Here is a 24,430-nt window from a genome sequence, read left to right on the forward strand (position 1 = left end):
ATACCATTTTCTCCATTTTTTTACATGGAGAGTGTCAAAATTAATATGCAGTTGCCTCTTTTAAAAATTAAACTTGCTTTAACCACTAGTTTGGTATCGTTAGGATACACATCAGCACACGCACAGATGGTCAAACCTGTAATTACTGTGCAAAGCCAGACTTTTAGCTCAAGTAAACAATCAAACAAGCCATTAATCTTTAACGTTCCACCACCACCAGACGATATTGATGCACCAGGGAACCGTTCCGCTGGAGGAAGACGTGGCTGTGAGATTATAAACCAGTCCGCAGGAGTTCAGAAAAAGCAGCTGACAGCTTTAGTTCCTGTGTATGAACAAAAAGATTCGGCATTTGTTTGGGGATTAACAACCACTTCTCATCCCACACTCTGGTTTTATGTTCCTTATTTACCCACAGTTAATGCCGAGTTTGCGCTCCAAGATGAAACACGAAAGATTGTATATCAAACCCCAATTTCACTTTCTGGAACACCAGGAATTGTCAGTATTTCTCTTCCATCTACGACACCGCCCTTAGAAATTGGCAAGCGATATCATTGGTATTTCAATATTTACTGTCAGCCACAACAACCACCTATTTTTATTCATGGGTGGATTCAAAGGAAGGCACTCAACTCTGCTGTTCAAAATCTGTTGAATAAAGCCACTCCACAAGAGCGTGTTTCCCTTTATGCCAGTAATGAGTATTGGTATGACGCATTAACGGCAGCCGCTGAACTTCGCCGTCAAGACCAAAAAAATACCGAGTGGACTAACTTATTGCAAACCGTTGGTTTAGCTGATATCGCTACAGAATCGTTGGTCGAGTGCTGCCGTTCTGGAAGTTGATATCTTTTGGCGTGGTTGCCAGATGTTAGTCTAGCCCATCGCTTTTAGGGCAGGGGAGCAGGGAGCAGGGGGAGGAAAATCGTTTTGATTCCAAAAATTGGATAATTTATTTTTTGGAGTTCCCTAAGTGCGGTCAAAGCCAATTACCCACTAGAACGTAAGGTGCCCAATACAAAGGATGTTGGTAAGTGGGATTTTTCAGAAGAGTTAACTGGGCTTGACGAAGGGCTTCTGCTTTTGTCATCTGAGACATTTTAGTTAATTTTGTATAAAACTGGCTCATCAGCATAGAAGTAGACTCATCTTCTACGTTCCATAGGGAAGCAAGGGTACTGCGTGCCCCCGCTCGTATAGCTACCCCAGCAAGTCCCAAGGTAGCTCGATTGTCTCCGGCTGCGGTTTGGCAAGCACTTAATACTAGCAGTTCAACTGCTTGAGGTGTATTTCCTTCTCTAATGCGTAAAAAATCACTCAACTCATTTACGTTTATCTGCTTATCCCAAGAGAGAATAAATGTATTGTCGGTGTTGGAACTAAACTGTCCGTGAGTTGCCAAATGAACTACTTTAAAAGGCAGTGATTCTATCTGTTTTTGAAACGCTAAGGAGGTAAACTGCTGATTGAGCAGCACTTTTGTTCCCACTTGTGATTGAATCTCTTTTAATTCCCGTTCTACGTTAGGTAATGCTGAGAATCCTAAACGTGCTTCACTTAACCCGGCTGTTAACACCTGCAATCGTTTCTTTGGTAGGGGTTTAGGATCAAATAATTGTAAACCGGGAGTAAGTGCGATCGCATACTTTTCTACCAGATATTCTTTACCATTGTAGAGTGATGCCATTGGCACATTTCGCAACGATCCATCCAACACAAACACCAAAGTTTTTACTTCATTTTCTGACAGAATTTTCTCAATCGGTAGAATTAACCAATCATAAACACGCTCAGATAACGACTGAAGCATTAATTCCTGTTGGGGTATGATGATGTTTGCACGCAATTTATCGAGTGTGCTTTCTACTTCTTGTTGATTGACATTAGTAGCATAATGTTGGAGAGATTTTTGTCCTGGCAACTTGAGAATAACCTCTAATCGACCCGGCAAAATAATTGGGTAAATAACTGCTGCTGTTTGGTCTTGCTCTGTGGCTTTGTCAATTTCTACTTTAGCAATTGAGCAAGCTTGTCGAAAAAAGTTGTCTAATTCTGCCACCTGTAGAGATTCAATGACAAACTGAGCTTGTTTGAGGTTGTCTTGTTTTAAGGCTGCAAAATTTTTATCTGTTTGCAATAGTAATCCCACCAATTCTCGATATACTGGTTCTACATTTTCTCGAAATGAAAACTGAATTGTGGGATTAATAGCAGCTAAATCATTCCTCAGAGACTGGAGGGTTTGGAATGCTTGAGAATAATAAGAAATTGCATTTTTTATCTCACCTTGACTTTTAAGTAAACGCCCTAACTGCCATTCCCACTGATAACCAATATCCGACGCTTCAATACTTTGGGCGATGAATAAAGCTTTTTCTGTAAGTTCTTTAGCTTCGACAAATTGCCCTGTTTGTTCGTATAACCAACCAAGACTCCCCTGAGCATAAGATTCTGCTTGTCTGTCTGCCAAACTTTGCGCCTGTTCAACAGCTTTTGCTAAAAATTGAGCAATATCTAGCCACGAGGGTGTATCTGCGATCGCCTGCTGTTTGAGTTTGACTAAATTCTCAGCAAAATTAATTCGAGCGTAAATTGCCATGCGGCTAGGAGCTAATTTACTAATTTCTGACTGGATTCGCGGCAATAATGCACTTGCATCACTCCATTGCTTGGTTTCTATTAAAAAGCTAAATTGATTTAACAGCAGTTGGATACGCGTACTTGGAGGAACAGATACAGCAGCAGCCTGTTGATAAAACTTTATCGTAGCTTGAGTGTCGCCTAAATCACGGACTGTATTAGCTAAACCGATTAAAGCTTCAGCGATTTCTTGATTTGCCTTTAAGGATAAAGCCACTTCTAAACTATGGTTTAATATCCGTTGAGATTCCTTTAAATCCCCAACAACTCGTAGTATGTTGCCGAGCCTACGAAGTCCTGTAGCTTTTAAAAGGGAGTTTTGTTGATTTTGCAGGTTTTGCTCAACCTCGGTCAAGACTTTTTTAGCTTGCGGGTAAAACCCTAAAACTTGCCAAGCTTGAGCCGAGTTAATCCGAACTCTAATCAGTTGATTGCGATCGCCTAATTGTTCATAGATATCAGCAGCTTGTTGCCAACTTTCAAGTGCTGCTTGGGCTTGTCCCCGTGCTAATTGCCATTGTGCTTGAACATCTATTGTTTGGGCGAGGATTTGTGAACGTTGTGATGAATTTTCTACATTTTCTAATAGCTTGAGACTTTGAGCGATCGCTTCTTGGGCTTGTGTCCACAAGCCGAGTTGTTGATAAGCTAAAGACAAGTTTCTCAAAGTCATTGCTTGCCGTAAGTGATCGCCACTACTAGCGTATGATGCAGCAGCTTGTTGTAAAACCTTTACTGCATCACTAAACTTCTCAGCTTCGTACAAGTTTCTGCCTTGTTCTGCTAAACTTTTGGCATTAGGTAAATCTGAAGCTACCCTCTTGACGGCAATCTTCTGAGCAGTAGTGGGCAAGGTTGCACTGAACAAAAATAGTGCTACAAACAGAAGTAAACTGACACGGCGTATAAAGCTTGTCTGCCACTGCTTAATTTTGTATTGGACTGTTCGGCAAAATTCTTTGAATTTATACTGAATATTCATAGTGATTTATCGAATCAACGCTTCTGAGCAGATACTGGTAGCCCACAGGTAGTTGCGACCTGTCCGTAACTGTGGGCAGTAGCAGTAGGCGGATTGGCTGTCAGTATAATTTCGCCTTTGGCATTAGTTACCCATCCTGTAGCCTCCACAATGGTTGCTGATGTCGGAATGGGAGAATTTGTAGTCGCTGTTTGGCGATCGCTACCTTGGTTGAGAGTTGCCCACTCTGCTTGGGGTGTTTCATTAGTAAAAGCTTCTCTAGGATTGAGTGGTAAGCCGCCGCGTCCTATAACCACAAACTTGCTTTGAGCATAACTTGGACTGTAACAGCCTTGAGCAATTTGAGGATCTACTGCGATCACTGGTAATGCGACCAAACCATTATTAGGGTCAATATCAGGTGTATTTATTTCTATAGTCCCGTTGACTCCATACTGGGAACTAGCAGTGATATCACTTGCATCAGTTAGCGTTGTCCGAGGTTTGATACCAAAAATACCTTGAGTATTAATCTGGACATTACCACCTCTGCCTGTAAAAGCATTCGCAGTGATGTCGCTGTTTTCGTTGGGGACGGCGACAATAAACTTTGCGTTGATGTTGATGTTACCCCCATTGCCGCCTTTTTCTTGTGTACCAGCGTTGGTGGAAATTAGAGCGTTGCCACGTAGAAGCAAAAAGTCACTTACTTGTAGATTAATGTTCCCGCCGTCACCAGATGCAGATTCAGCAATAAATCGTCCTTGATTAGCTAGGGTTAATTTGGGGGAGGTAACTTCGATATCGCCTGCTAAACCAGAACTTTCGGAACGAACAAAAAGACCGCTAGCAGAACCGATATTTAGCACTTCTGAGGGAAACCGCGCTACTCGGTTATTGAAGGTCGTATCAGTGCCGGAGACAATCATTTGGTCGTTAGCATTAACTGAAATTTTACCAGCACGCCCATTACCAAAAGTAGTAGAGATAAGTTGCCCCCCATTGAGAACCTCAACCTGATTTCCTCTCAGTGTAATATTGCCACCATTTCCATCATTTCTGGTTCTTGCATCTAACACAGCACCATCTAATAGACGGAAAATATCCGTATTTAGCGTGATATCACCACCTTTGCCTATGGAATTACTGGATGTAGATGTCAATAACCCGCTAGAGTCTGGGCTTGTGAAATCAGTACCAGAAATATTGATAGAACTAGAAGCATTAATCTCGATATTACCTGCATCTCCCTGTCCAAAAGTGCTGGCAGTTACTTGAGCGCCATTAATTACAGAAAATTCCCTAGTGGTAATGCGGATATCTCTACCGTTACCGATGCCGCTTTGTTCTACGGTACTTGCAGCTCCGCTATTTGTGCCATCGAATAAAATACGCTGTTTGGCATCGATAAACAAGTTACCTGCATTCCCTTGTCCGCGAGTACTGGCAGTTAGCTGGGCACCATTGCTAACTGTCAGTTCCTCTGTACTTATATAAATGTCTCCACCCTTGCCGATGCCGCTTTGTTCTACGGTACTGGCAGCTCCGCTATTTGTGCCATCGAATAAAATACGCTGTTTGGCATTGATAAATAAGTTACCTGCATCCCCCTGTCCACGAGTGCTGCCAGCTAGTTGGGCACCATTACTAACTGTCAGTTCTTCTGTACTTATATAAATGTCTCCACCCTTGCCGATGCCGCTTTGTTCTACAGTGCTTGCAGCTCCGCTATTGCTGCCATCGAATAAAATACGCTGTTTGGCATTGATAAATAAGTTACCTGCATCCCCTTCTCCACGAGTACTAGCAGTTAATTGAGCGCCATTGCTAACAGTGAGTTCCTCTGTGCTTACGTGGATTTCTCCGCTCTTTCCTTGGCCACTCTCTTCTGCGGTGCTGGCAGCTGCGCTTTTGCCATCGAATAAGATACGCTGTTTGGCATTGATAAACAAGTTACCTGCATCTCCCTCACCAAAGGTGCTGGTAGTCAGTGCGGATGCATTAGTAACAGAGATTTCTTCAGTGTTAATATAGACATCTCCGCCCTTCCCGATGCCATTCTTTTGTACGGAGCTTGTAGCGCCGCTTTTGCTATCGAATAAGATGCGCTGTTTGGCATCGATAAATAAGTTACCTGCATTTCCCTCACCAAAGGTGCTGGCTGTTAGTTGAGCGCCATTACTTACAGATAGTTCTTTAGTGCTAATACGTACAAAACCGCCATTCCCTTTGGCATTTTCTCCTACAGTACTAGCAGCCCCGCTCGCTGTGGGAATAATATTATTTATGCCATCTAATAAGATGTGCTGTTTAGCATCGATAATCAAGTTACCTGCATCTCCCTGTCCAAAGGTACTGGTAATTAGTTGAGCGCCATTGGTTACAGATAGTTCTTCAGTTCTAATATAGACATCTCCTCCATTTCCTTTGGCATTTTCTTCTACGGAACTAATAGCCCGACTTGGTACGGGAAAAATATTTGTGCCATCGAATGAAATACCTATGCCATCGAATAAGATGTGCTGTTTGGCATCAATAAACAAGTTACCTGCATCTCCCTCCCCAAAGGTACTGCTAATTAATTGAGCGCCATTGGTCACAACGAGTTCTTCAGTGGTAATGCGGACATTTCCACCATTTCCCTTAGCATTTTCTTCTACAAAACTAGCAGCCCAAGTCGGTGTGGTAAAAACATTTATGCCATCGACTAAAATACTTAGAGCATCGAATGTAATGCGCTGTTTGGCATCAATAATCAAGTTTCCGGCATTTCCTTTACCAAGAGTGCTGGTAGTTAGTTGAGCGCCATCGGTAACAGAGAGTTCGCCTGTCGTAATGCGTATGTCACCACCATTGACCGTAGCATCACCAATTACAAAGTTTTCAATTACGGACTGCTGATCAATGTTTATTGACTCTATGGCATTGAGCGAAATATCTTTGGCTTGACTGTCAACAGAACCTTGTCCATAAATCCCAGATGACAGTTTACTGGCTCCCAAAATATCAATATTTCTTGCGTTGACTGCAATACTACCCCCATTCCCACCAACAACATCCAATTGAGCGCCATTCAAGAATACATCTGCGCGTGCTAAATTCTTGGGAAAGTTCAAACTCAAAATGCTGTCATTCACGGATATATCTACTGTCCCTGGTTCTAGCACTCCACCTAACTCAATCCGTCCTGATGGGGCAAAAAGAATGCCTTCTTCCACTGCCACATCACCACCTACCAATGCCAAGGTTTTCTCTGGGCTGACTTCAAAGCCTTGGGATAGATTGACGATAAATCCTGGATTTGCGCCATACTGCAAACCTATTGGCACATTAATACTTAGCAAAGGTGCAGACTGAGGATTTATAGCGCTAAATTCAAAACCATCTGCAAACTTCAGACTACTTGCCGTACTTGCTAAAAACGAACCGCCAATATCCAAACGCGCATTTTGACCAAAAATAATCCCATTTGGATTAATTAAAAACAAATTGGCTGTACCGTTAGCTCTAATTAACCCATCAATATTAGATATTGAATTTCCCGTGACCCGACTAATAATGTTCTGAATATCCGCAGCATTATTAAATATTGCAGTATTGCCAGTAGGAACAGAAAACTCTCCAAAGCTGTGAAATAAGTTACCTCCAGATTGATTTCCTCCAATGATATTGAAGGTGTTACCATTATTTTCGATACTGGAGTTAGTAGGTAGAGTACCATCTGGAGTAATTTGAGCCTTAGCACAATTCCCAAATAAAGTACTAACGCTAACTATGGCAGTACTAAACAAAGCGCCCCATTCACTCAAACTCCAACTGGACATTGTATATCTCCACTCACAGCACTTAGGTATAGTCAACCATGATCAAGGTCGCTGCCATATACTCTTTAACAACAACACATGAAAACTAATACTTTATGAAGGAGGAGTTCACAAATATACTGCTAGTTATCTACATCTTCTGAAATTCTATTGAGTTTTGTTAATTTCTAGCGTGGCAAAACTAGCTAGAGCAAAAACTTAAACGTAGTAAATTCGTTATTATTGAAAATTTTGGTTTACGTATTTACGCCTATTTCAATCATGAAAAATCTACTCTAGCAAGTTTTACCACTCTAGGATTGATTTACCGTTAGGGGCAGAGAAAGGAGTCGATGATTTTATCTATGCCTTGGGTCAGCCGGCATTTGATGCACTCTACAACACTGCCGTTGCACTGGAGTTGTGGGAGATTAAGCTGTTTACCTTGTTGACTTACCCGCCGTCAATCTCGCTTAATCAACGTTTCTTGGGCCAGCTTCTCGTACCCGAAGGTGAAAAGCTGATTATCCTCAAAGCTCCCAAAGGCACTGGTAAAACCGAATGGCTGGCAACTGAGGTAGCGAAAGCACACGACCAAGATAGACGGGTATTAATCATCACCCACCGTATTCAACTTGGTGAGGCATTATGCGATCGCTTTGGAGTGAATTATGTCACAGAAGTTCGCACGAATGAAACAGGTGCATTATTAGGATATGGCGTGTGTGTGGATTCGCTGCATCAGGAAAGTCAGGCGCGATTCAACCCTAATGACTGGGCGAATGATGTCATCATTATTGACGAGTGCGACCAAGTATTCTGGCATTTGCTCAACTCTGGTACTGAAGTGCAGAAACGTCGGGTATCCGTTCTCAAAAACCTCAAGCAACTGGTACAAAACGTTTTGGGCAGCAGTCAAGGAAAGATTTACTTGTCTAGTGCCGATGTGTCAGATACTGATGTGAAGTATGTTTTATCACTTGCTGGAGAATATCGGGTTAATCCATTCGTCATCGTTAACAATTATCGGCACGTAGCTGGCAATTGTTACAACTACTCTGGCAGTAATCCGAAGAATTTGATTGCAGCACTGGACAAGGCGATCGCGCGTGGTTTAGCAAACCAGAATTGCCGTGTGGGTCAGGCACGGGAGCAGGGGAGCGGAGGAGCAGGGGAGAATGAAGCTACACTCTCCTCTGCACCTCTGCCCCCCTGCCCCTCTGCCAGCCACCATGCAGAATCGTCTTGGCAACCTCGTTTTCTATTGTGCTGCTCTGCTCAAAAAGCCAAATCCAAATGGGGGACGCAAGCTTTGGAAGAACGTTTTCGCCGGAAATACCCAGAATTGCGAATCCTGAGAATAGACAGCGAATCTGTTGCTGATCCTTCTCATGCGGCTTTCGGTTGTATCGCTCAATTGAACGAAATTCTCACCCAGTATGATTTGGTTATCGCCTCTCCAAGTTTAGAAACTGGGGTATCCATCGACATTCGAGGGCATTTTGATGGTGTATGGGGAATTTTTCAGGGTGTGCAGCCGGTTAACTCTGTGCGTCAGATGTTGGCAAGAGTTAGGGAAACTGTTGACCGTCACATTTGGGTCAGAGAATGGGGTATGGGTGTTGTGGGCAATGGTTCCACAACAATAGGAGGATTACTCAGAAGCCAACACGTTGCAACACAAGCTAACATTGCGTTGTTGTCGGCGGCGGATAATGCGGATTTGAGCTATATTGACCAGAACTTTCAGCCAGAGTCATTGCAGACTTGGGGCAAGCGTGGCTCTGTTATCAACGTAGAGATGCGGCGTTATCGGGAATCGGTGCTTGCGGGATTAGTCGAAGATGGTTACACCATTATTGATGCTGACGATGCAGATGACGATGAAAGTGGGGCTGTTATCGAGTCGGTTAAGGCGGCATCTGTTGAATTGTATGCTGCGGAGTGTCAGGCGATCGCTAATTCTCCAACCATCTCTGATGCCGAACTCAAGAAGCTCCTTGACACAAGGGCAAAAACCAAAACTGAACGACACCAGCAGCGCAAGGCGGAATTGTCCCGTCGCTATGAAATTGACGTAACTGCTGATTTGGTCGAGAAAGATGACGATGGGTGGTATCCCCAACTGCGGATGCACTATTATTTGACGCTGGGGCGAGAGTTTCTGACCAACCGTGATGCGAAACGGGCAGCAGCGCAGTTAGAGGCGGGAGAGAATTCGGTTTGGAAACCGGATTTTAACAAGGGGCAGTTATTACCTGCTGTACTGTTGTTGGAAAACCTCAATCTGTTGCAGTTTCTCACGCCAGACGTTCAGTTGCGTGGAAGTGATGAGAAGATGGTTGAGTTTAAGGCACTGGCTGTAAAGCATCGGCACGTTATCAAGAATTATCTGAATGTTTCCATTTCTGAAAAACACACACCGATAGCGATCGCACAGAAACTACTTGCGAAGATTGATTTGAAGTTGGATTATGTCGGTCGGTTGGGTAAACGTAAAAATCGGGAGTGCGTTTATCAATTCGTTGCCCCTGATGATCAGCGCGATTCGATTTTTGGACAGTGGTTAAATCGGGATGAAGTATTTCTTAGTGAGTCGGTGTCAGTCACGAATAATATAGTGTTACAAACACCAGGTATTGACACGACACCTATTGATATTCCCCAAACAGTTACCCAGGAAGATCCTTTTGTCCAAAGATGGAAGGGGTTAAGCCTGAAATTGCGCCAAGGACTAGACTGTGTTGGACAGTTCTACCAACAGATAGTTTCCCAGCTTGGCGAGGCTATTGGCGTTGCTGACGGAGAGCCTTACTGGAATGCATATCTGGGGCAATGGCAGGTTTGGGTTAACTTTGGGAGCGGCTGTACGTCTGTGGTGTGCGATTGGTTGGTAAGTGTGTAGGTCATGTCCTGACAAATCTCACCTGATTAATTGCATGTTATGGTAATCAGTCAAAAAAGTTTAATATGAAACAAATATTGCAATTTATGGATTTATGCAATGAGAATTACTAATATTTACGTCAAAAATAACTGCTTAGTATTTTGTACGGATGATGGATGTAAGTCAGTTTATCCTTTGTCAAATATTGTTATAGATACAGGCTTATCAATGGATTCACTTTCTCCTAATAACCTAACAGAATCGAGAGTGCAAGCAATTATTGAAGCTGAAGGCGAACAAATATCAATAGTCGAAATTAAAGGCCCGATCGGTAGGTTAGAAAATGCCGAAAATTGCCTTGATGTTGATTACAACGAAGTTTCTCATAGCTGCGTTTATTACTTTTCTGGACAACTCAATGAGATGCTAAATCAAATTTTTACCTAAAGATAAATCAGATTTTTCGATTCTTGTTAATTTGTCTAACCATCTTGATGCTTCGTTATAAGATTTGAACTGGTTTTCACTAATACGTAACTCTTTAGTGTGAACCATTCTTCTTCCTTTAACCCACTTCGTGCCGTGGTACTTGTGCAACAATTCGTGATACAACACAAACTCAACTACGAACCCAGGTACTTTCGCATCATCTAGGGTTAAACTCATCACTATTCTGTCTCTGGCTGACTCGTAGTGTCCAAATTTACGGTAAGTGTTAACTCGGCTCCATGTTAAACGTGGTTTGGCAAGACTTGCTGCGAAATATTCATGATTGACTTTATCAAATAACTCATTTAGATTATAAAACTTGCCTTGTGGATTTTCTGCCACTACCTCAGCAATCAAATCAAGCTCTAACAATACAGCAATGTATTCTTCTGTACTAGCAAATGACCTGATGAGTCGTGTATTATCTTGACTCTTGCCAACAAGAGCGTTCTCACACCTCAATATTACTGTTTAATCTGAGGCAATGATTCCTTGTAAGATGCGCCGCAGTGGACTGAATGGATGGCGTGATTTTTCGGCACACATTGCGATCGCTAAAAGGTCAGTTCCTCCCAATCATCAGAAACAAATATCAGTACTCCCCAGGAATTGCTAGTAAATTCTGATTCAGATGAAAACGGTAGTATTACTTTTGAAGAGTTAAAGTCAGCAGAAGAGATAAGCAAATAATTTAACCTAACAGTCAAAAAACCCAATACCAAATATCAATACCCAAAATCCCTCAAAGCGCCTACGCTTTGAGGGATTTGTATGAAAAAGACAATTGTCTGTTCGTCATCTTCTGAGTCGCTTAAAGTAACGGGAGCAAGATTTGTTTTAACTCAAGATTGAACCTGAACCGACTTCCCACTGATGTTTGAGTAATTCTTGGTAAGTCGCTTCCCTTATCATCATCTGCTTATACAGCATCTGCAAAAACTCTTGAGCTTGTTCACGGGACATCTGCTGCACTTGATCAGAGAAAGTTCTAAGGCTAAATTCTTGTTCTAAAGATAATTCAATGGGTTGGTTCATAGCTTTTATTTGAGTTTGCTAAGTTAAGCAAATATTCCTTTATATAAATAAATGTTACGATAGCTTTACAAAAACTAAAGGGGTGTAAACCGTACCGACGTAGGTTAGAAATCCCGTCTCTGCTGCTAAAAACCTTGATATAACTCAATTGTGGCAACCCAAGTAAAAACTTAAGTTCTCAATTTTCCTACTTTGAGGTTTTTAAAAGCATTTTTCGCTTCTGCTTGCGGCTGGCGATCGCTCTTGGAGAAGATGGGCAATACAATTATTCCTTTGGGCAAGAGTGGTGAGTGTTGCGGCGTGATGCTGGAGTTTAAGGATGTGAAGATGACAAGTTTGCTCAACTGGTGGCAGATGCGCCGCCGTGGACTGAGTAGATGGCTTGATTTGCTTCTGTTACAGACCCGTTGACTGTTAATCCCTCGAACATCATTTGAGTCTTGTAAACAGTCCTATAATATTCTCTTCTTCATTTATTGACTTATTTTTGAAGCCGAGCTAATTCTGAAACTTCAGAATCTGGCGAAATTTCCGATGCTTCGTCACTATCAACCTTTAAAGAACGCAGTAATTCCCGAATTACATCGTTAAAGGGTCTTCCTGTTCTTGCACAGTCCATAATTAATGCACACCCAATACAGAGAGTGCAAGACAATAGCTAATAGTGTAATTTATCCAGCTTGCTGGTTCAACCAAGCTTCTAAATCCGCCACAACGGAAAAATCTCAGCGCATAATACAGGGAATTAAGTAATACATTTATGTATTACACAGAATATTGAGTTAGTAAACTGCTAGCTCTGATCACAAATCTGTTAAAAGTCTTGCTTTTCTAAGGAGAAACTGTAGTACTGTTTCTTGAGAAGAAATGATGTCTGCCCTCCCTTCCATGCCAGATTGAATTGTACACTGGCGATCGCCAACACTTAATACTAGCTTCTCAGGTTGGATAGTTATATCATAATTAGCAGCATTTTTATCTTTATTTTCAGATATGTTAGCGTAGCCCAACCCAGACATTGCATCTGGAGAAATGGCGCTGACTTTACCTTTTAGAGTTCCATATTCAGTATACGAACAACCAGAAACCCGCATTTGTACTTCTTGACCTTTTTCTACTTTACGGATATCTTGAGATCCTACTAATGCCTTAATTATTAAGGGTGAATCATTAGGAGAAATTTGAGCAACAATCTCACCAGAACGCAACACTTGGGAAGGATTACGCAAATTTAATTCCTGGATAACGCCAGATGCTGAGGCACGAATTGCTGTATCTGCAATCTCTCGAATAATTTGTTGAAGTTCTTGTTGATCGCGGTTAAATTGTTTTTGAATTTCTACTTTTTGTTGTAATAATTGCTCGCGTTCTTGATTTAATTTTCCCAGGCTGACTTTACCTGTAGCACTTTCAGCAGCAATTTTCTCTTGAGAAATTGTAACACTAGCATCACTAGGATTGAGATTAACAAATGTGCTTTGTAATCTAGCTGTGGCTGCTTCTACTGCTTGTTGCTGTTGCTGGATTGCTTGTTGTTGTTCTTCTACACTAGCTTTTTGAGATTCTAGGAGTTGTTCTTGTTGTTCAACAGCTAGTTGCACTTCTTGAAATTGATCCTGAGAAATCGATCCAGTTTGGAGTAAGGGTTGATATCTGTCTCGCTTTGCTTTTGCTGCCCTTAATGAAGCATCGCTAGACTTTAAATTCGCTATTGCTGATTTTAACTGTGTTTGAGTTTTTTGTAATTCCTTTTGAGCTTGCCTTAAATTTGCTTTAGCTTCCCTAACTTCAGCAGTTGAGGTGATTCGCCTATCTTGCACCTCGCGTTGACTGCGATTAAGTTCAGCTTTAGCTGAGGCGATAAGTCGGCTGGTGCGATCGCTTTCTGCTGCTATTTGCCCATCTAAAGCCAAAATTTGGGCATCAAGTTGAGATAGTTGCAGTTTAGCTTGCCGAATATTTGTTTCCAGTTGGCTTTTTTGAGTCTGAAAACGATTATCCTCTATCAGTGCGATCACATCTCCCTTTTTCACTGGTTGATTTACCTGCACAGCAATGCTTTTAATCGTTCCCTCTGTTGCTGCTTGCACCAGGCGCAGTTCTCCAGCAGGACGAATGGTCGCTGGGACTTTGACTGTAATTTTATATTTAAGAACGCTTGCCAAAATAAGACTAGCAGCAAAGATACTAAGGAGAACTATACCGCCCATAGTTGTCCAATTACTAATGGGGGGCAAGAATTCATTAGGAGTAGCTGGGCGCAGAGAGTCGGGGTTAATTACCTTTTCTGCATTGGTGTAAGAAATTGCAGGTGAAGGTAAGTTTGCATCAGCCATTTTTGAATTCAGGATTTTTTAGTTTTATTTTAGACAATAAAAGTGAGAATTTACTTAATTTATAATTATTTAACTGAATTCTGTAGAACTTCAGCGATCGCTTGTGAAATCGGTAAGCCAGGACAGCGTTCCAGCCAGAAAAACTCGCCAACTGGGTTAACTTCAAGGAATACATACCGACCATCAGGAGTCAAAATAATATCAATAGCTCCGTAGTTCATACGGAATTCTGCCATGAGTTTGAGCAATTTCTCTTCCACATCTTGAGGCAAAATGTATGGCTCCCAAGCGTTAAGTAAGGCAATTCCCTGTTTGCGCCAATCGTAACGCGCTTTATCCAAAGCTTGAGAATCAACCGCAGCCGTCAGAACGCGCTTACCTACAATAATTGTCCGCAATTCCAATGCTTTAGGGATTTTCTCCTGAAATGTCATTGGGCAGAAACGTAAGCCATCAAGGTTATCCAGATCCTCAGATGAAATTAGATTTGTAAACACAACTTTTTCTCGTCCTTGTTCATCGTAAATAGCGAAAGAAGAGAGCATTTTTGTAATTATTCCCTGCTGGCACTCTTGGGCAAATTGCTTGACTGCCAGTGGATTATTTGTAGTTAGGGTGCGTGGTGTATCTAGACCTACCTTCCGCGCTATTTGTAATTGCAGTTGCTTATTTTCGGCTCGGCGAATATTTGGCAGAGGGTCAAGATGAAATCCCTTAATACTGGCAATCATTCCCTCAATGGTGACACGAGATTCTTTCAATGAAGCTTGTCTAAGTTGCTTATCCATCCAGTCGGGAATTTTTGAACCAATTGCGATGCGTCGATACCAAACTGCTGAGACTTTATTTAAATCTAATGTTTGGTCATCAACATTTAGAGTAACTCGCTCAGTTTCATCATAGTAAACATCTAACTGGATTTCTGTGGGAAATCGATCTGTGTCAAAACGAAATGCTTTCCCTCCTTGGGCTTCAATTGCCTGAATCACTAGAGGGATACTTTCATTGTCTTGGCTGTGAGTAATTATTAATACAGTCACGTTGCTTCGCTCCGAATTCAAAATTCAAAATTAACAAGTTCCTAAATTTATAAAGCCTGTTAGTTGGTTTTAAATTTTTAAGTAAGAATATTAGATTTAGGGCTTGTTGAAAGTAGTGCAGATGCGATCGCATCTGCAATGGGATAGTCCAAATCTCTCTCTAGCATCCCCCACTCTCCTGTGGGATTAATTTCTAAAAAAACGTATTCCCCTGATAGCGTTTTAATAAAGTCAAAGGCTCCAAAAACCAGTCCAAACCTTGCCATAAAAGCATCCAGACAACGGATTAGTTTGTCGGGTAATTGATATGGTTGCCATGTAATAACCTCTTTTGTCCCACGTCGCCAATCTTGCGTTGATGCTGCATACTCAGACGCATCTAGCGCCCCGACAAAGAGATTGCCATTCACATACACTGCTCGTAGTTCCTGCTGTTTGGGGATTTGCTCTTGAAACACAGTTGGACAATAGCGTAGTGTTTCAGCATCAAGTAAATCTTCTTCTTTAACGACGCTGGTATACATGAAAAATGAGGAGGCTTGCATACCATAAGAAAGGGGTCTGAGCAGCTTGGCAACCATTTTTCCCTTAACTTGGTAGAAAAACTCTCGTGCTTCTTGAGGGTTGTTGGTGACAAGAGTCCGAGGTATGACAAGTCCTACTTCCGATGCAATCCGCAGTTGGCGTAACTTGTTTTCAGCTGCACTAATCCTCTGTAAATCATCCACCCACCTAGCTCCTCTGAGGCTATCCCAAAAGCCATCTAAAACTGCCAGTGATTCATTAGAGCAGGCTGCTTGAAATTGTGGAGCCAGTTCTTTACCTAAATCGGGTTGCCAAATACGTCGCATCCATACTGCTTGCACTTGCTCGGTGTTAAAGGATAAATCCCCATATTTCAGCCTATGGTTGCTACCGTAATTACTTAAATTAGCCTGGAGTTGCAGTGTCATTGGAAACTTATCAGTATCAAGGCGAAATGGCTGTACGCCTCGTTTTGATACAGCTTCTGCAACTCTATCTATTGTAAAGAAATCACCACTATGGGTAATTAATAAAACCACATCACGCTCAAGGTGCATAAACTATCTTCATTCAGTTTTTGAATTTTCCTTATTGTCAACTATTGAGGAAGCAAGGTTTTTAAAAAAGTAAACTTAGTTTTAATGGGAAGCCAACCCCTCAAATGGAGTTGGCAAAGCTAATAATATTTTTGTTGTCATAATTTTTCAAAACCGCATTTTTGATGTACTCAAAAGTATGCAGTTATCGTACTAAGCTAGCTCATCATTGTCAGATGGGTACTTTCTCGTTTCTATGGGACCTGGGCTATCTTCTTGATCGGATGGGAACTTCAGAGTTTGGACAAGTTCATCATCCTTCTTCTTGGTTACACCACAAGTTCCACCGCTAATCGCTTCTGATTCTTGATCGGATAAGTCTTCAAAGCTTTGCCCTTCTAAAAATCGGGCAAAAAACGGTACTGCTTGTGAATTGAGCTTTTCTGGTTTATTTTCAGACATAATTTTTTCTTCCGGTAAAGTGAAGATAAATCCACACCTACTGCATACTATTACATAGGGTATAATATTTCAAGTATTAATTTAGCCTTAAATAAAATTTAATTTTTAAGTAAAAATCCCTTAAAATCAAGTAATACTTTCATCAAGAAGATACTTTAAAAGTATAGGGCGAAATATATAATCCGCTACTAGACAAACTCTCGTCCACACTGATGGACTATTTGCTTTAGTTTTATTTTTCTAACGATTGTAAACTATCAAACAGCACACTAAGAGGCAAAAATAGAATGAATGTACTATCATCTGCTAATTTTGTCATCTAGAAAGAATGAAATATCAAATCGTTCTGCAACATAGTGAAGAAGACTGTGGAGCAGCGTGTATTGCGACTATTGCCAAACATTATGGACGTAGTTTTGCCATCGCTCGTATTCGGGAAGTTGTTGGTACAGGAGCGCAAGGTACAACCCTTGTAGGTTTGAAACGTGGTGCCCAAAGCCTTGGATTTAACGCCCGTCAAGTTAGAGCTACGCCGCAACTAATTGATAAACTTCATGAAGCACCTCTCCCCGCCATTATCCACTGGAAAGGATACCATTGGGTAGTTTTATATGGAAAAAAAGGTAAAAAATATGTAATTGCCGATCCTAGTAGTGGCATCCGCTATCTCAGTCGCGAAGAATTAACTACAGGTTGGGCAAATTATGTCATGTTACTGTTATTACCAGACGAAATACGCTTTTATCAGCAACAATCAGATAGAATTAGCGGTTTTGGTCGTTTTTTAACACGAGTTTTACCCTATCGTCATATTTTAATCGAAGCAATTTTGATTAACTTGGCGATGGGAATATTTTCCCTTGCAACCCCTTTTTTAATTCAAATTCTCACTGACGACGTACTAGTGAGGGGAGATACACAACTTTTAACCACGGTTGCTATTGGTGTGCTGGCAATAAATACCTTTAGTAGCACCCTAACACTGGTACAGTCTAACTTGATTGCTCACTTTGCTCAACGCCTAGAATTAGGACTTACTTTGGAATTTGGCAGGCAAATTTTGCGCCTTCCTCTTACTTATTATGAAGCTCGTCGTAGTGGTGAAATCGTTAGCCGTCTCCGAGATATTCAAGAAATTAATCAGATAGTTTCTCAAATTGTTATTGCTATTCCGAGTCAGCTTTTCGTTGCGGCAATCTCACTGGTTTTTATGGGATTTTATAGCCCTAAATTATTAGGCTTGTCGGTGTTAGTCGCTCTAATAATGTCTCTATCGACAATTATTTTTTTGCCTACTTTAAGCCAAAAGATTCGTAATCTTATTGTGGTAAAAGCTGAGAATCAAGCAATTCTGGTCGAGATATTTAAAGGCATACTTACCGTAAAAACTGCTAATGCGGCTCCCCAAGCTTGGGAGGAAATTCAAAGTCGCTTTGGAAATCTTGCTTATCTTACTTTTAACACTGTTCAAATTGGCATTATTAATAATGTATTCTCTGGATTAGTTGCTGGTTTTGGTAATCTTGCCATACTCTGGTTTGGCAGTAGTCTAGTTATTAGTCAGGAATTAAGCATCGGTCAACTGCTAGCATTTAGCGCGATGAATGCTAATTTTCATCTATTGATTACTACAATCATTAGTTTTGTCGATGAATTTACCCGAATTCAAACTGCAACACAACGGATTAACGAAGTCATTGAAAGTACTTCAGAAGACCAAAATGAAGAGAAGAAGCCTTGGGTAGTAATCTCTGGTAATGCTGATATTATTTGTACTAATGTCAACTTTCACCATACAGGTAGGGCAGACTTATTACAAGATTTTTCCCTAACTATTCCAGGAGGTAAAGTCACAGCCTTGATTGGTAAATCTGGCTGCGGAAAAAGCACTTTAGTTAAATTGATGACTGGGTTATATCCCTTGCACTCAGGTAATATTCGCTTTGGTATTTATAACCAGAAAGATTTATCTTTGGAATGCAGGCGGCAACAGGTAGTATTAGTCCCACAAGAACCCCACTTCTGGAGTCGCTCAATTTTAGATAACTTTCGCTTTAGCTATCCTCATACTACATTTGAACAAATTGTTCAGGCTTGCCAAATTGCTGCTGCTGACGAATTTATCTGTGAATTACCGGATAAATATCAAACTGTACTAGGTGAATTTGGTGTAAATATTTCCGGTGGACAAAAGCAGAGATTAGCCTTAGCTAGAGCAATAGTTACTGACCCTCCAATACTAATTTTAGACGAATCTACTAGTGCATTAGATCCAATATTAGAAACTCAGGTTTTAGATAAAATTTTACATTCTCGGCAAGGCAAAACCACAATTATAATTAGCCACCGTCCTCGAGTTATCCAACGTGCAGATTTTATTGTCCTATTAGATAAAGGGCAGTTAAAAATGCAAGGGGTTTTAGAGGAAATGCAAGTTACCTCTGGAGAACACTTGGATTTTTTAACACCTTAGAAAAGGAAGATAGCTCAATACGGTTCGTTAAGTTCTAAGCGGCATTAAAATAATTAGTCTCTAAGCATCTCTGAAACTCAAATAAAGAAGCTCTTTGACAAACATGCGAAAATACCAGCAGAACGACACCAGCAGTGTAAAGCCGAATTGTCCCGTCGCTACGAAATTGACGTAACCCCTAATTTGGTTGAGAAGGATGATGACGGCTGGTATCCTCAACTGAGAATGCACTATTATTTGACGCTGGGGCGGGAATTTCTAACCAACCGTGATGCTAAAAGAGCTGCATCGCAGTTAGAAGCTGGGGAAAATTCGATTTGGAAACCAGATTTTAACAAGGGGCAGCTATTGCCTGCTGTACTGTTGTTGGAAGAACTGAATCTGTTGCAGTTTCTCACACCAGACGTTCAGTTGTGGGGGTCTGATGAAAAGATGCTGGAGTTTAAGGCACTAGCTGTAACGCATCGGCAGGTTATTAAGAATTACTTGAATGTTTCTATCTCGGAAAAACTTACTCCTGTAGCGATCGCACAGAAACTACTTGCGAAGATTGATTTGAAGTTGGATTATGTCGGTCGGTTGGGTAAGCGTGAAAATCGGGAGTGCGTTTACCAGTTTGTTGCACCTGATGATCAGCGTGATTCGATTTTTCGCCAGTGGTTAAATCGGGATGAAGCATTAAATCGTGAGTTGGTGTCAGTCATTAATAATATAGAGTTCCCAACACAAGTCACTGGTACAATATCACATGACATTCCCCAAACATTAAATCAGGTCGAAAGTCCTGCTACCCACGGTTGGAAGGGGCTGAAACTGAAATTGCAGCAGGGTTTGGACAGTATTGGCTCTTCCTACAGTGAGTTAATCTCCAAGGTTGGTGAGGCTGTTGGAATTGCTGATGGTGAGCCTTACTGGAATGGGTATTTGGGGCAATGGCAGGTTTGGGTTAACTTTGGGAGCAAGTGTAGGTCTGTGGTGTGCGATTGGTTGGTGGGGGTTTAGTCCAGATTAGTTCACCGTTTTCCCATTACTAGCATCCGAACTCCACCATTAGGAGCAAGGGTAAATCCCCGCCTTTGCAATTTAAGAGGTTTATTTTCTACCAATGCAAGTTGATAATTAGATAAAACGGTTGCCAAGACTAACTTCATTTCTAACAAAGCTAGGGCATATCCTAAACATCGCCGACTTCCACCACCAAAAGGAATGAACTCCCAAGGGGAATACTGCCGTCCTAGAAAACGTCCCGGATTAAATTGTTGAGGATTAGGATACAAGTCTTCTCGGTAATGCAGGAGGTAGATACTTGCCATTAAGGTTGTGTCAGGAGGAAACTGGTATCCTGCAATATTTATGGATGATTTGGTAATGCGTGGGAAAAGCCCTGGAAGGACTGGATACATCCGCAGGGTTTCAAGGCATACTGCGGTTAAATAAGGAAGTTGGGCAATTTCCATCGGGTTTGGATTTTCTCCCAAGCTGTCAAGTTCCTGCTGCAATTTTAAGAGGACATCTGGATTTCGGTGAATTTCATAGAAAGCCCACGCTAGCGTTGTTGCAGTAGTTTCATGTCCAGCAAATAAAATTGTGAGCAATTCATCTTTTAATTCATCGTCGGTCATTGCTTGCCCAAAATCATCCCGTGCTGCCATCATCAAGCTCAGAACATCGCCCTGGCTCTGATCGTCCTTTATTCTTTTCTCTTCAATTTCTGCAAGAAGTAGCTGATAAATATAGTTTTGTCTACTTTTCATCTGTCCCCAAGGAGTCCCTAGTCCCCAATCTTGTTGTAAGAATCGGAAAAATAGCATACTGGAGCGCAAAGGAGAATCAGTCATATCCAACCAACTAGTAAGGAGAGGTAAAATTAGTTGATAGCGTTCCCCTTCACTTAAACCAAAGACAATTTGTAAAATTACTTCTAGACTCACTTTCTGCATAGCAGACCGAGCCACAAAAGGTTGATCTATTTGCCATTCACTGGCGATTTGCTCGGTAATTAAGCAGATTTGTTGACCATAAGCCTGTAGCCTTTCTCCATGAAAGGGGGACATTAATAATTTTCGTTCTCGTCGATGACGGGCACCATCTATTAACATAAGAGAATTTTGCCCAATCAAAGGCTCTGCAAGTTTATTACCACGACCAATATCAAATTTAGAATCTTGACTGAAAATTTCTTGAATGGCTTGGGGATGGCTAAGAATTACATAAGAACCCAGTCCGCTCAGTCGCATGGAAAAAATGTCTCCATACTTTTGACTATACTTTTGCTGAAATCCAATTGGATCGGCAATCCATTTTATCAGTTGCCACCACGAAGGACTGGTAATGCAATTCGGTAATTGAGTAAGCATAATATTTACTTGTATATTCCACTTCCTAATCTCAAACAAATACACCCACTTTTGTGCATTCACACACAATTTACGGGAGCAACCTGGATCTCAATTGAACTACTTGTGTTGATTTGGGAGGAGAAAAAACCCAGAGCAGATTCTGACCAACTAAAACTCTTATACCATGTCAAACTAAAAGACAAAGTGTTGACGGAGGTTTTTAAAGATGGATTCTCTAGCCCAACTTGAGTCAGGATGGCACGATAGCGCACTTGAGAGCATTATAAATATAGTCAGAGCGCCCGATGGTGACTTTGAGAGTATTGGCAACCTCGCAAATACTGTTGCTGATTTGCATAGCTTACAAAAAATAATAGAACTTCTTCATAGCACTCCACAAGGAAAACAAGCATTTGAAAGACGCTCAAGATTAGGTGATATCGATCTTCAAAAACTTTATCGCCTACCTCCTAATACATTTGGATATGCCTATGCTGAACATCTGCTCAAAAACAATTTGCAACCTTTACACTCTGGACAAGTAGAGAATGATTACCAATTTCTCGGAGCGCATATCACAGAAACACACGACATTTGGCATATTATTACTGGATGCGATACAAACATTCTTGGAGAAATTCAATTAGAAGCTTTTTATGTTGCCCAACTACACTTTTCGCGTTTCTGGTTAGCATTATTGGCTAAAAATCTTGTCAAAGCCGCTATTTACGATATTGAGGTTTCGACAAAATATATGGATGCAATAACTAAAGGATGGCTAATGGGAAAACAGTCCCTGCCCCTTTTTGGTATTGAATGGAATTCCTTGTGGTCAAAACCATTGGAGAATCTCCGTAGTGACTTAAATATCATTTTTTGTGAAACTTAATGATATAAAACTGTTGCAACTACTGTTAGTCGTTGAGTGTAAATGTGAAAGTATTGAAAAAGAATGTTTTATGAGCCTAGACAGTAGTTTTTTACTTAAACTGCCGCATGTTGAGGCATTCCTTACTTACTTTACGCCAATGGCAGAAAAAAAGAATGAGTATAAAAAGCTCAGTTTTGCTAAGATAATAGGTAAAAGGATAACAAGAATGGAAACCTTAGAAAATTATCACTTAATTCTAAAAACGGGTAAAACTACAATAGAAAAAGCTCTAGAATTGTTTGATGCTTTTGAACCCGTGAATTTAGATTTTATGTTTGGTCGTTGGCAAGGGTCTGGACTACATACAAATCATCCAATGGATGGTTTATTAGAAATTTCTAATTGGTATGGCAAAGAATTTATAGATGCTGAAAATGTTCACCCTTTGTTATTTTTAGATAGTCAGGGAAAGATTTTTCCAGTTGCGCCTCATCCGACTTTAATGAACTGGGTTTTGAAGTTACCGATACCCAAAAATAATTCTCTCAAACCGTTACTAGGATCAATTAATTCTTTACTGAAAACCGATAAAAGCCAAGCCAGACTGAGAATGATGGAGTACAGAGGCAAAGTCACGGCTACTATGATTTATGATTATTTGCCAATCAATGATTCTTTTAGACAAGTAGATAAGAATACTGTGTTAGGAATTATGGATTATAAGAACCTAGCTCAACCTTTCTTTTTTGTTCTCAAACGATGCTTTTAGCCTTTGGCGGATAAATTGAGTTAATTCATGCTTTAGATTTCGTCTCCCCAGCTTTTTTAGAGGCAGCAATTACAGCAACTCCAAACAATAGACCTAGTAGGGAAGTGGGTTCAGGTATTGATGTAGATGAAGAACTCAGGGTAATATTGGCCGCAGAATCTTGATAGATGTATGTTCCTGCCCGTCCCACTTCACCCGTTAAGGTAATTTCAGAGCTTGAAGTTTTTTCTAAGGTATATCTTGGAGCATCAAAAACAATCCCAAAATCAACTACTAAATTCCAATTCGACCTAGAATCAAGCTCAAAATCAACATCTGGGGTTAAGTTCCCGCCATTACTAGATCCTGCATTCAAATTCAGGTCTAGATTGTTGACGGATAGCTCCCAATCGCTCAAAGTCCCGTTCTCTGAGTAAACCACAAATCCTGAATATTCACTCTCTTTTGGCAAAGAGTTCGTAAGGAATGGGCTAGTAGCATCGACTAAGGTAAAATCACCTGAAAATTCTTGTCTAGTTAGAATAGCTCCCAGCACGGGAGTAGCATGAAATACGCTTGCAACTACCAAACCAATCACGGCGACGCTAACTTTGGGGAGTCGAACTTGATTCATGGATTGGGTATGCTATCTAAATTTATTGAGGGTATGCTATCACATCCGGGCAACACTTGGCTCAATCAGGTAAGTATCCCAAAATTACTAAGCGGGTTGGGGCTAGCCCTCCTCAATATGCAGATTTTGATTAGGAGAAGAAGCTTACCTATTTGAAAGATAAAATACAAGTGCAGCGTTTTGAGACAAACCAGTCGGGAACAAGTATCAAATGGTTAACTATGAGATAAAAAAGGTAGAGGTTGATGAGTTGATTTTTAATTTAAATCTCATGATTAAAAACTGTAAAAAGCTTGATTTGGGTCATAGTGTATAATCTTTGAGGTGTCTTTTTCGCACTAACCAAATGACTACGGTAGCTAGATTTTAAACTTGAAACTTACATATATATTTTATGGCTCGAAAAACCACACCTCCATCGCAATCAGCTTCTTCAACTCCACTAGCCCTATCTCAATTACATATTCGTTTAGAATTTTTAGAAAAAGAACACCAATCACTGCTTAAACAAATCAAGAGAAAGCGCACGGAACTGAAGAACTTTGTTGAACAGATGCGTTCCTTTGGTGCGGAATTTCTTACTAAAGCTACTCCACTATTCCAAAGAATGGCTGAGTTAGATCGGGAAATCCATACTCTGTTTGATGA

General features: G+C 41.0%; 18 protein-coding genes and 2 pseudogenes. 9 read left to right on the forward strand and 11 right to left on the reverse strand.

The genetic code is table 11. From position 1 onward, the window contains the following. The first annotated feature begins 45 nt into the window (after nt 1-45). A complete protein-coding gene (locus ACWATR_RS34635; RefSeq protein WP_460343205.1) occupies nt 46-849 on the forward strand; it encodes a DUF928 domain-containing protein in 804 nt (267 codons plus the stop codon). Between the two features lie 133 nt (nt 850-982). Here the strand turns inward: ACWATR_RS34635 and ACWATR_RS34640 are convergent, their stop codons facing one another. Both ACWATR_RS34640 and ACWATR_RS34645 read right to left on the reverse strand, forming a co-directional pair. Further along, nucleotides 983-3,625, reverse strand: coding sequence for a CHAT domain-containing protein (locus ACWATR_RS34640; RefSeq protein ID WP_460343208.1), 2,643 nt, complete (start codon nt 3,623-3,625; stop codon nt 983-985). A 14-nt stretch (nt 3,626-3,639) separates the two neighbouring features. Further along, a complete protein-coding gene (locus tag ACWATR_RS34645; RefSeq protein WP_460343211.1) occupies nt 3,640-7,428 on the reverse strand; it encodes a two-partner secretion domain-containing protein in 3,789 nt (1,262 codons plus the stop codon). Nucleotides 7,429-7,726: 298 nt separating this feature from the next. Between ACWATR_RS34645 and ACWATR_RS34650 the strand changes: the two are divergent. Continuing rightward, a pseudogene (locus tag ACWATR_RS34650) lies at nt 7,727-10,312 on the forward strand (plasmid replication protein, CyRepA1 family); the annotation flags it as partial. 99 nt (nt 10,313-10,411) lie between these two features. After that, nucleotides 10,412-10,741, forward strand: a complete 330-nt coding sequence (locus tag ACWATR_RS34655) for a hypothetical protein (RefSeq protein WP_460343214.1) — start codon at nt 10,412-10,414, stop codon at nt 10,739-10,741. On the opposite strand, the gene ACWATR_RS34660 is transcribed toward ACWATR_RS34655, so the two are convergent. Beyond that, nucleotides 10,721-11,245 (reverse strand): hypothetical protein, encoded by a 525-nt coding sequence (locus ACWATR_RS34660; protein ID WP_460343217.1) that lies wholly within the window; start codon nt 11,243-11,245, stop codon nt 10,721-10,723. The two genes, ACWATR_RS34655 and ACWATR_RS34660, sit on opposite strands and share 21 nt — an antisense overlap. A 99-nt stretch (nt 11,246-11,344) precedes the next feature. Here ACWATR_RS34660 and ACWATR_RS34665 point away from each other — a divergent pair. Next, nucleotides 11,345-11,483, forward strand: a pseudogene (locus tag ACWATR_RS34665) (EF-hand domain-containing protein); the annotation flags it as partial. Between the two features lie 137 nt (nt 11,484-11,620). On the opposite strand, the gene ACWATR_RS34670 reads toward ACWATR_RS34665, so the two are convergent. Then, nucleotides 11,621-11,818 (reverse strand): NblA/ycf18 family protein, encoded by a 198-nt coding sequence (locus ACWATR_RS34670; protein ID WP_460343220.1) that lies wholly within the window; start codon nt 11,816-11,818, stop codon nt 11,621-11,623. A 192-nt stretch (nt 11,819-12,010) separates the two neighbouring features. Between ACWATR_RS34670 and ACWATR_RS34675 the strand changes: the two genes are divergently transcribed. Then, nucleotides 12,011-12,229 (forward strand): hypothetical protein, encoded by a 219-nt coding sequence (locus ACWATR_RS34675; protein ID WP_460343223.1) that lies wholly within the window; start codon nt 12,011-12,013, stop codon nt 12,227-12,229. A 70-nt stretch (nt 12,230-12,299) separates the two neighbouring features. Here ACWATR_RS34675 and ACWATR_RS34680 read toward each other — a convergent pair whose 3' ends face one another. The 5 genes from ACWATR_RS34680 to ACWATR_RS34700 all read right to left on the reverse strand — a co-directional run bounded on the left by ACWATR_RS34680 (nt 12,300) and on the right by ACWATR_RS34700 (nt 16,717). Then, a complete protein-coding gene (locus ACWATR_RS34680) occupies nt 12,300-12,437 on the reverse strand; it encodes a hypothetical protein (RefSeq protein WP_460343226.1) in 138 nt (45 codons plus the stop codon). Between the two features lie 184 nt (nt 12,438-12,621). Further along, on the reverse strand, nt 12,622-14,154 hold the full coding sequence (locus ACWATR_RS34685; protein ID WP_460343229.1) for an HlyD family secretion protein: 1,533 nt from the start codon (nt 14,152-14,154) through the stop codon (nt 12,622-12,624). A gap of 65 nt (nt 14,155-14,219) precedes the next feature. Then, on the reverse strand, nt 14,220-15,194 hold the full coding sequence (locus ACWATR_RS34690; protein WP_460343232.1) for an MvdD family ATP-grasp ribosomal peptide maturase: 975 nt from the start codon (nt 15,192-15,194) through the stop codon (nt 14,220-14,222). Between the two features lie 77 nt (nt 15,195-15,271). Next, a complete protein-coding gene (locus tag ACWATR_RS34695; RefSeq protein ID WP_460343236.1) occupies nt 15,272-16,276 on the reverse strand; it encodes an MvdC family ATP-grasp ribosomal peptide maturase in 1,005 nt (334 codons plus the stop codon). Nucleotides 16,277-16,468: 192 nt separating this feature from the next. Continuing rightward, nucleotides 16,469-16,717, reverse strand: coding sequence for a microviridin/marinostatin family tricyclic proteinase inhibitor (locus ACWATR_RS34700; RefSeq protein ID WP_460343239.1), 249 nt, complete (start codon nt 16,715-16,717; stop codon nt 16,469-16,471). Nucleotides 16,718-17,045: 328 nt separating this feature from the next. On the opposite strand from ACWATR_RS34700, the gene ACWATR_RS34705 reads away from it, so the two are divergent. Both ACWATR_RS34705 and ACWATR_RS34710 read left to right on the forward strand, forming a co-directional pair. Then, a complete protein-coding gene (locus ACWATR_RS34705) occupies nt 17,046-19,190 on the forward strand; it encodes a peptidase domain-containing ABC transporter (protein ID WP_460343242.1) in 2,145 nt (714 codons plus the stop codon). Nucleotides 19,191-19,337: 147 nt separating this feature from the next. Further along, on the forward strand, nt 19,338-20,192 hold the full coding sequence (locus ACWATR_RS34710; RefSeq protein ID WP_460343245.1) for a hypothetical protein: 855 nt from the start codon (nt 19,338-19,340) through the stop codon (nt 20,190-20,192). A gap of 11 nt (nt 20,193-20,203) precedes the next feature. Here the strand turns inward: ACWATR_RS34710 and ACWATR_RS34715 are convergent, their stop codons facing one another. After that, entirely contained in the window at nt 20,204-21,547 is a 1,344-nt protein-coding gene (locus ACWATR_RS34715) for a cytochrome P450 (protein ID WP_460343248.1), read from the reverse strand. A gap of 208 nt (nt 21,548-21,755) precedes the next feature. Here ACWATR_RS34715 and ACWATR_RS34720 point away from each other — a divergent pair, with 208 nt between their 5' ends. Then, a complete protein-coding gene (locus ACWATR_RS34720) occupies nt 21,756-22,418 on the forward strand; it encodes a Coq4 family protein (RefSeq protein ID WP_460343251.1) in 663 nt (220 codons plus the stop codon). After that, nucleotides 22,408-23,169 carry a DUF4334 domain-containing protein gene (locus tag ACWATR_RS34725; protein ID WP_460343254.1) on the forward strand — a complete coding sequence of 254 codons (762 nt, stop codon included), beginning with the start codon at nt 22,408-22,410 and terminating at the stop codon, nt 23,167-23,169. Before ACWATR_RS34720 ends, ACWATR_RS34725 begins: the two co-directional genes overlap by 11 nt. A 25-nt stretch (nt 23,170-23,194) precedes the next feature. Here the strand turns inward: ACWATR_RS34725 and ACWATR_RS34730 are convergent, their stop codons facing one another. Beyond that, nucleotides 23,195-23,782, reverse strand: coding sequence for a PEP-CTERM sorting domain-containing protein (locus ACWATR_RS34730; protein ID WP_460343256.1), 588 nt, complete (start codon nt 23,780-23,782; stop codon nt 23,195-23,197). Between the last annotated feature and the right edge of the window lie 648 nt (nt 23,783-24,430).

It is taken from the genome of Nostoc sp. UIC 10890 (assembly GCF_054786515.1).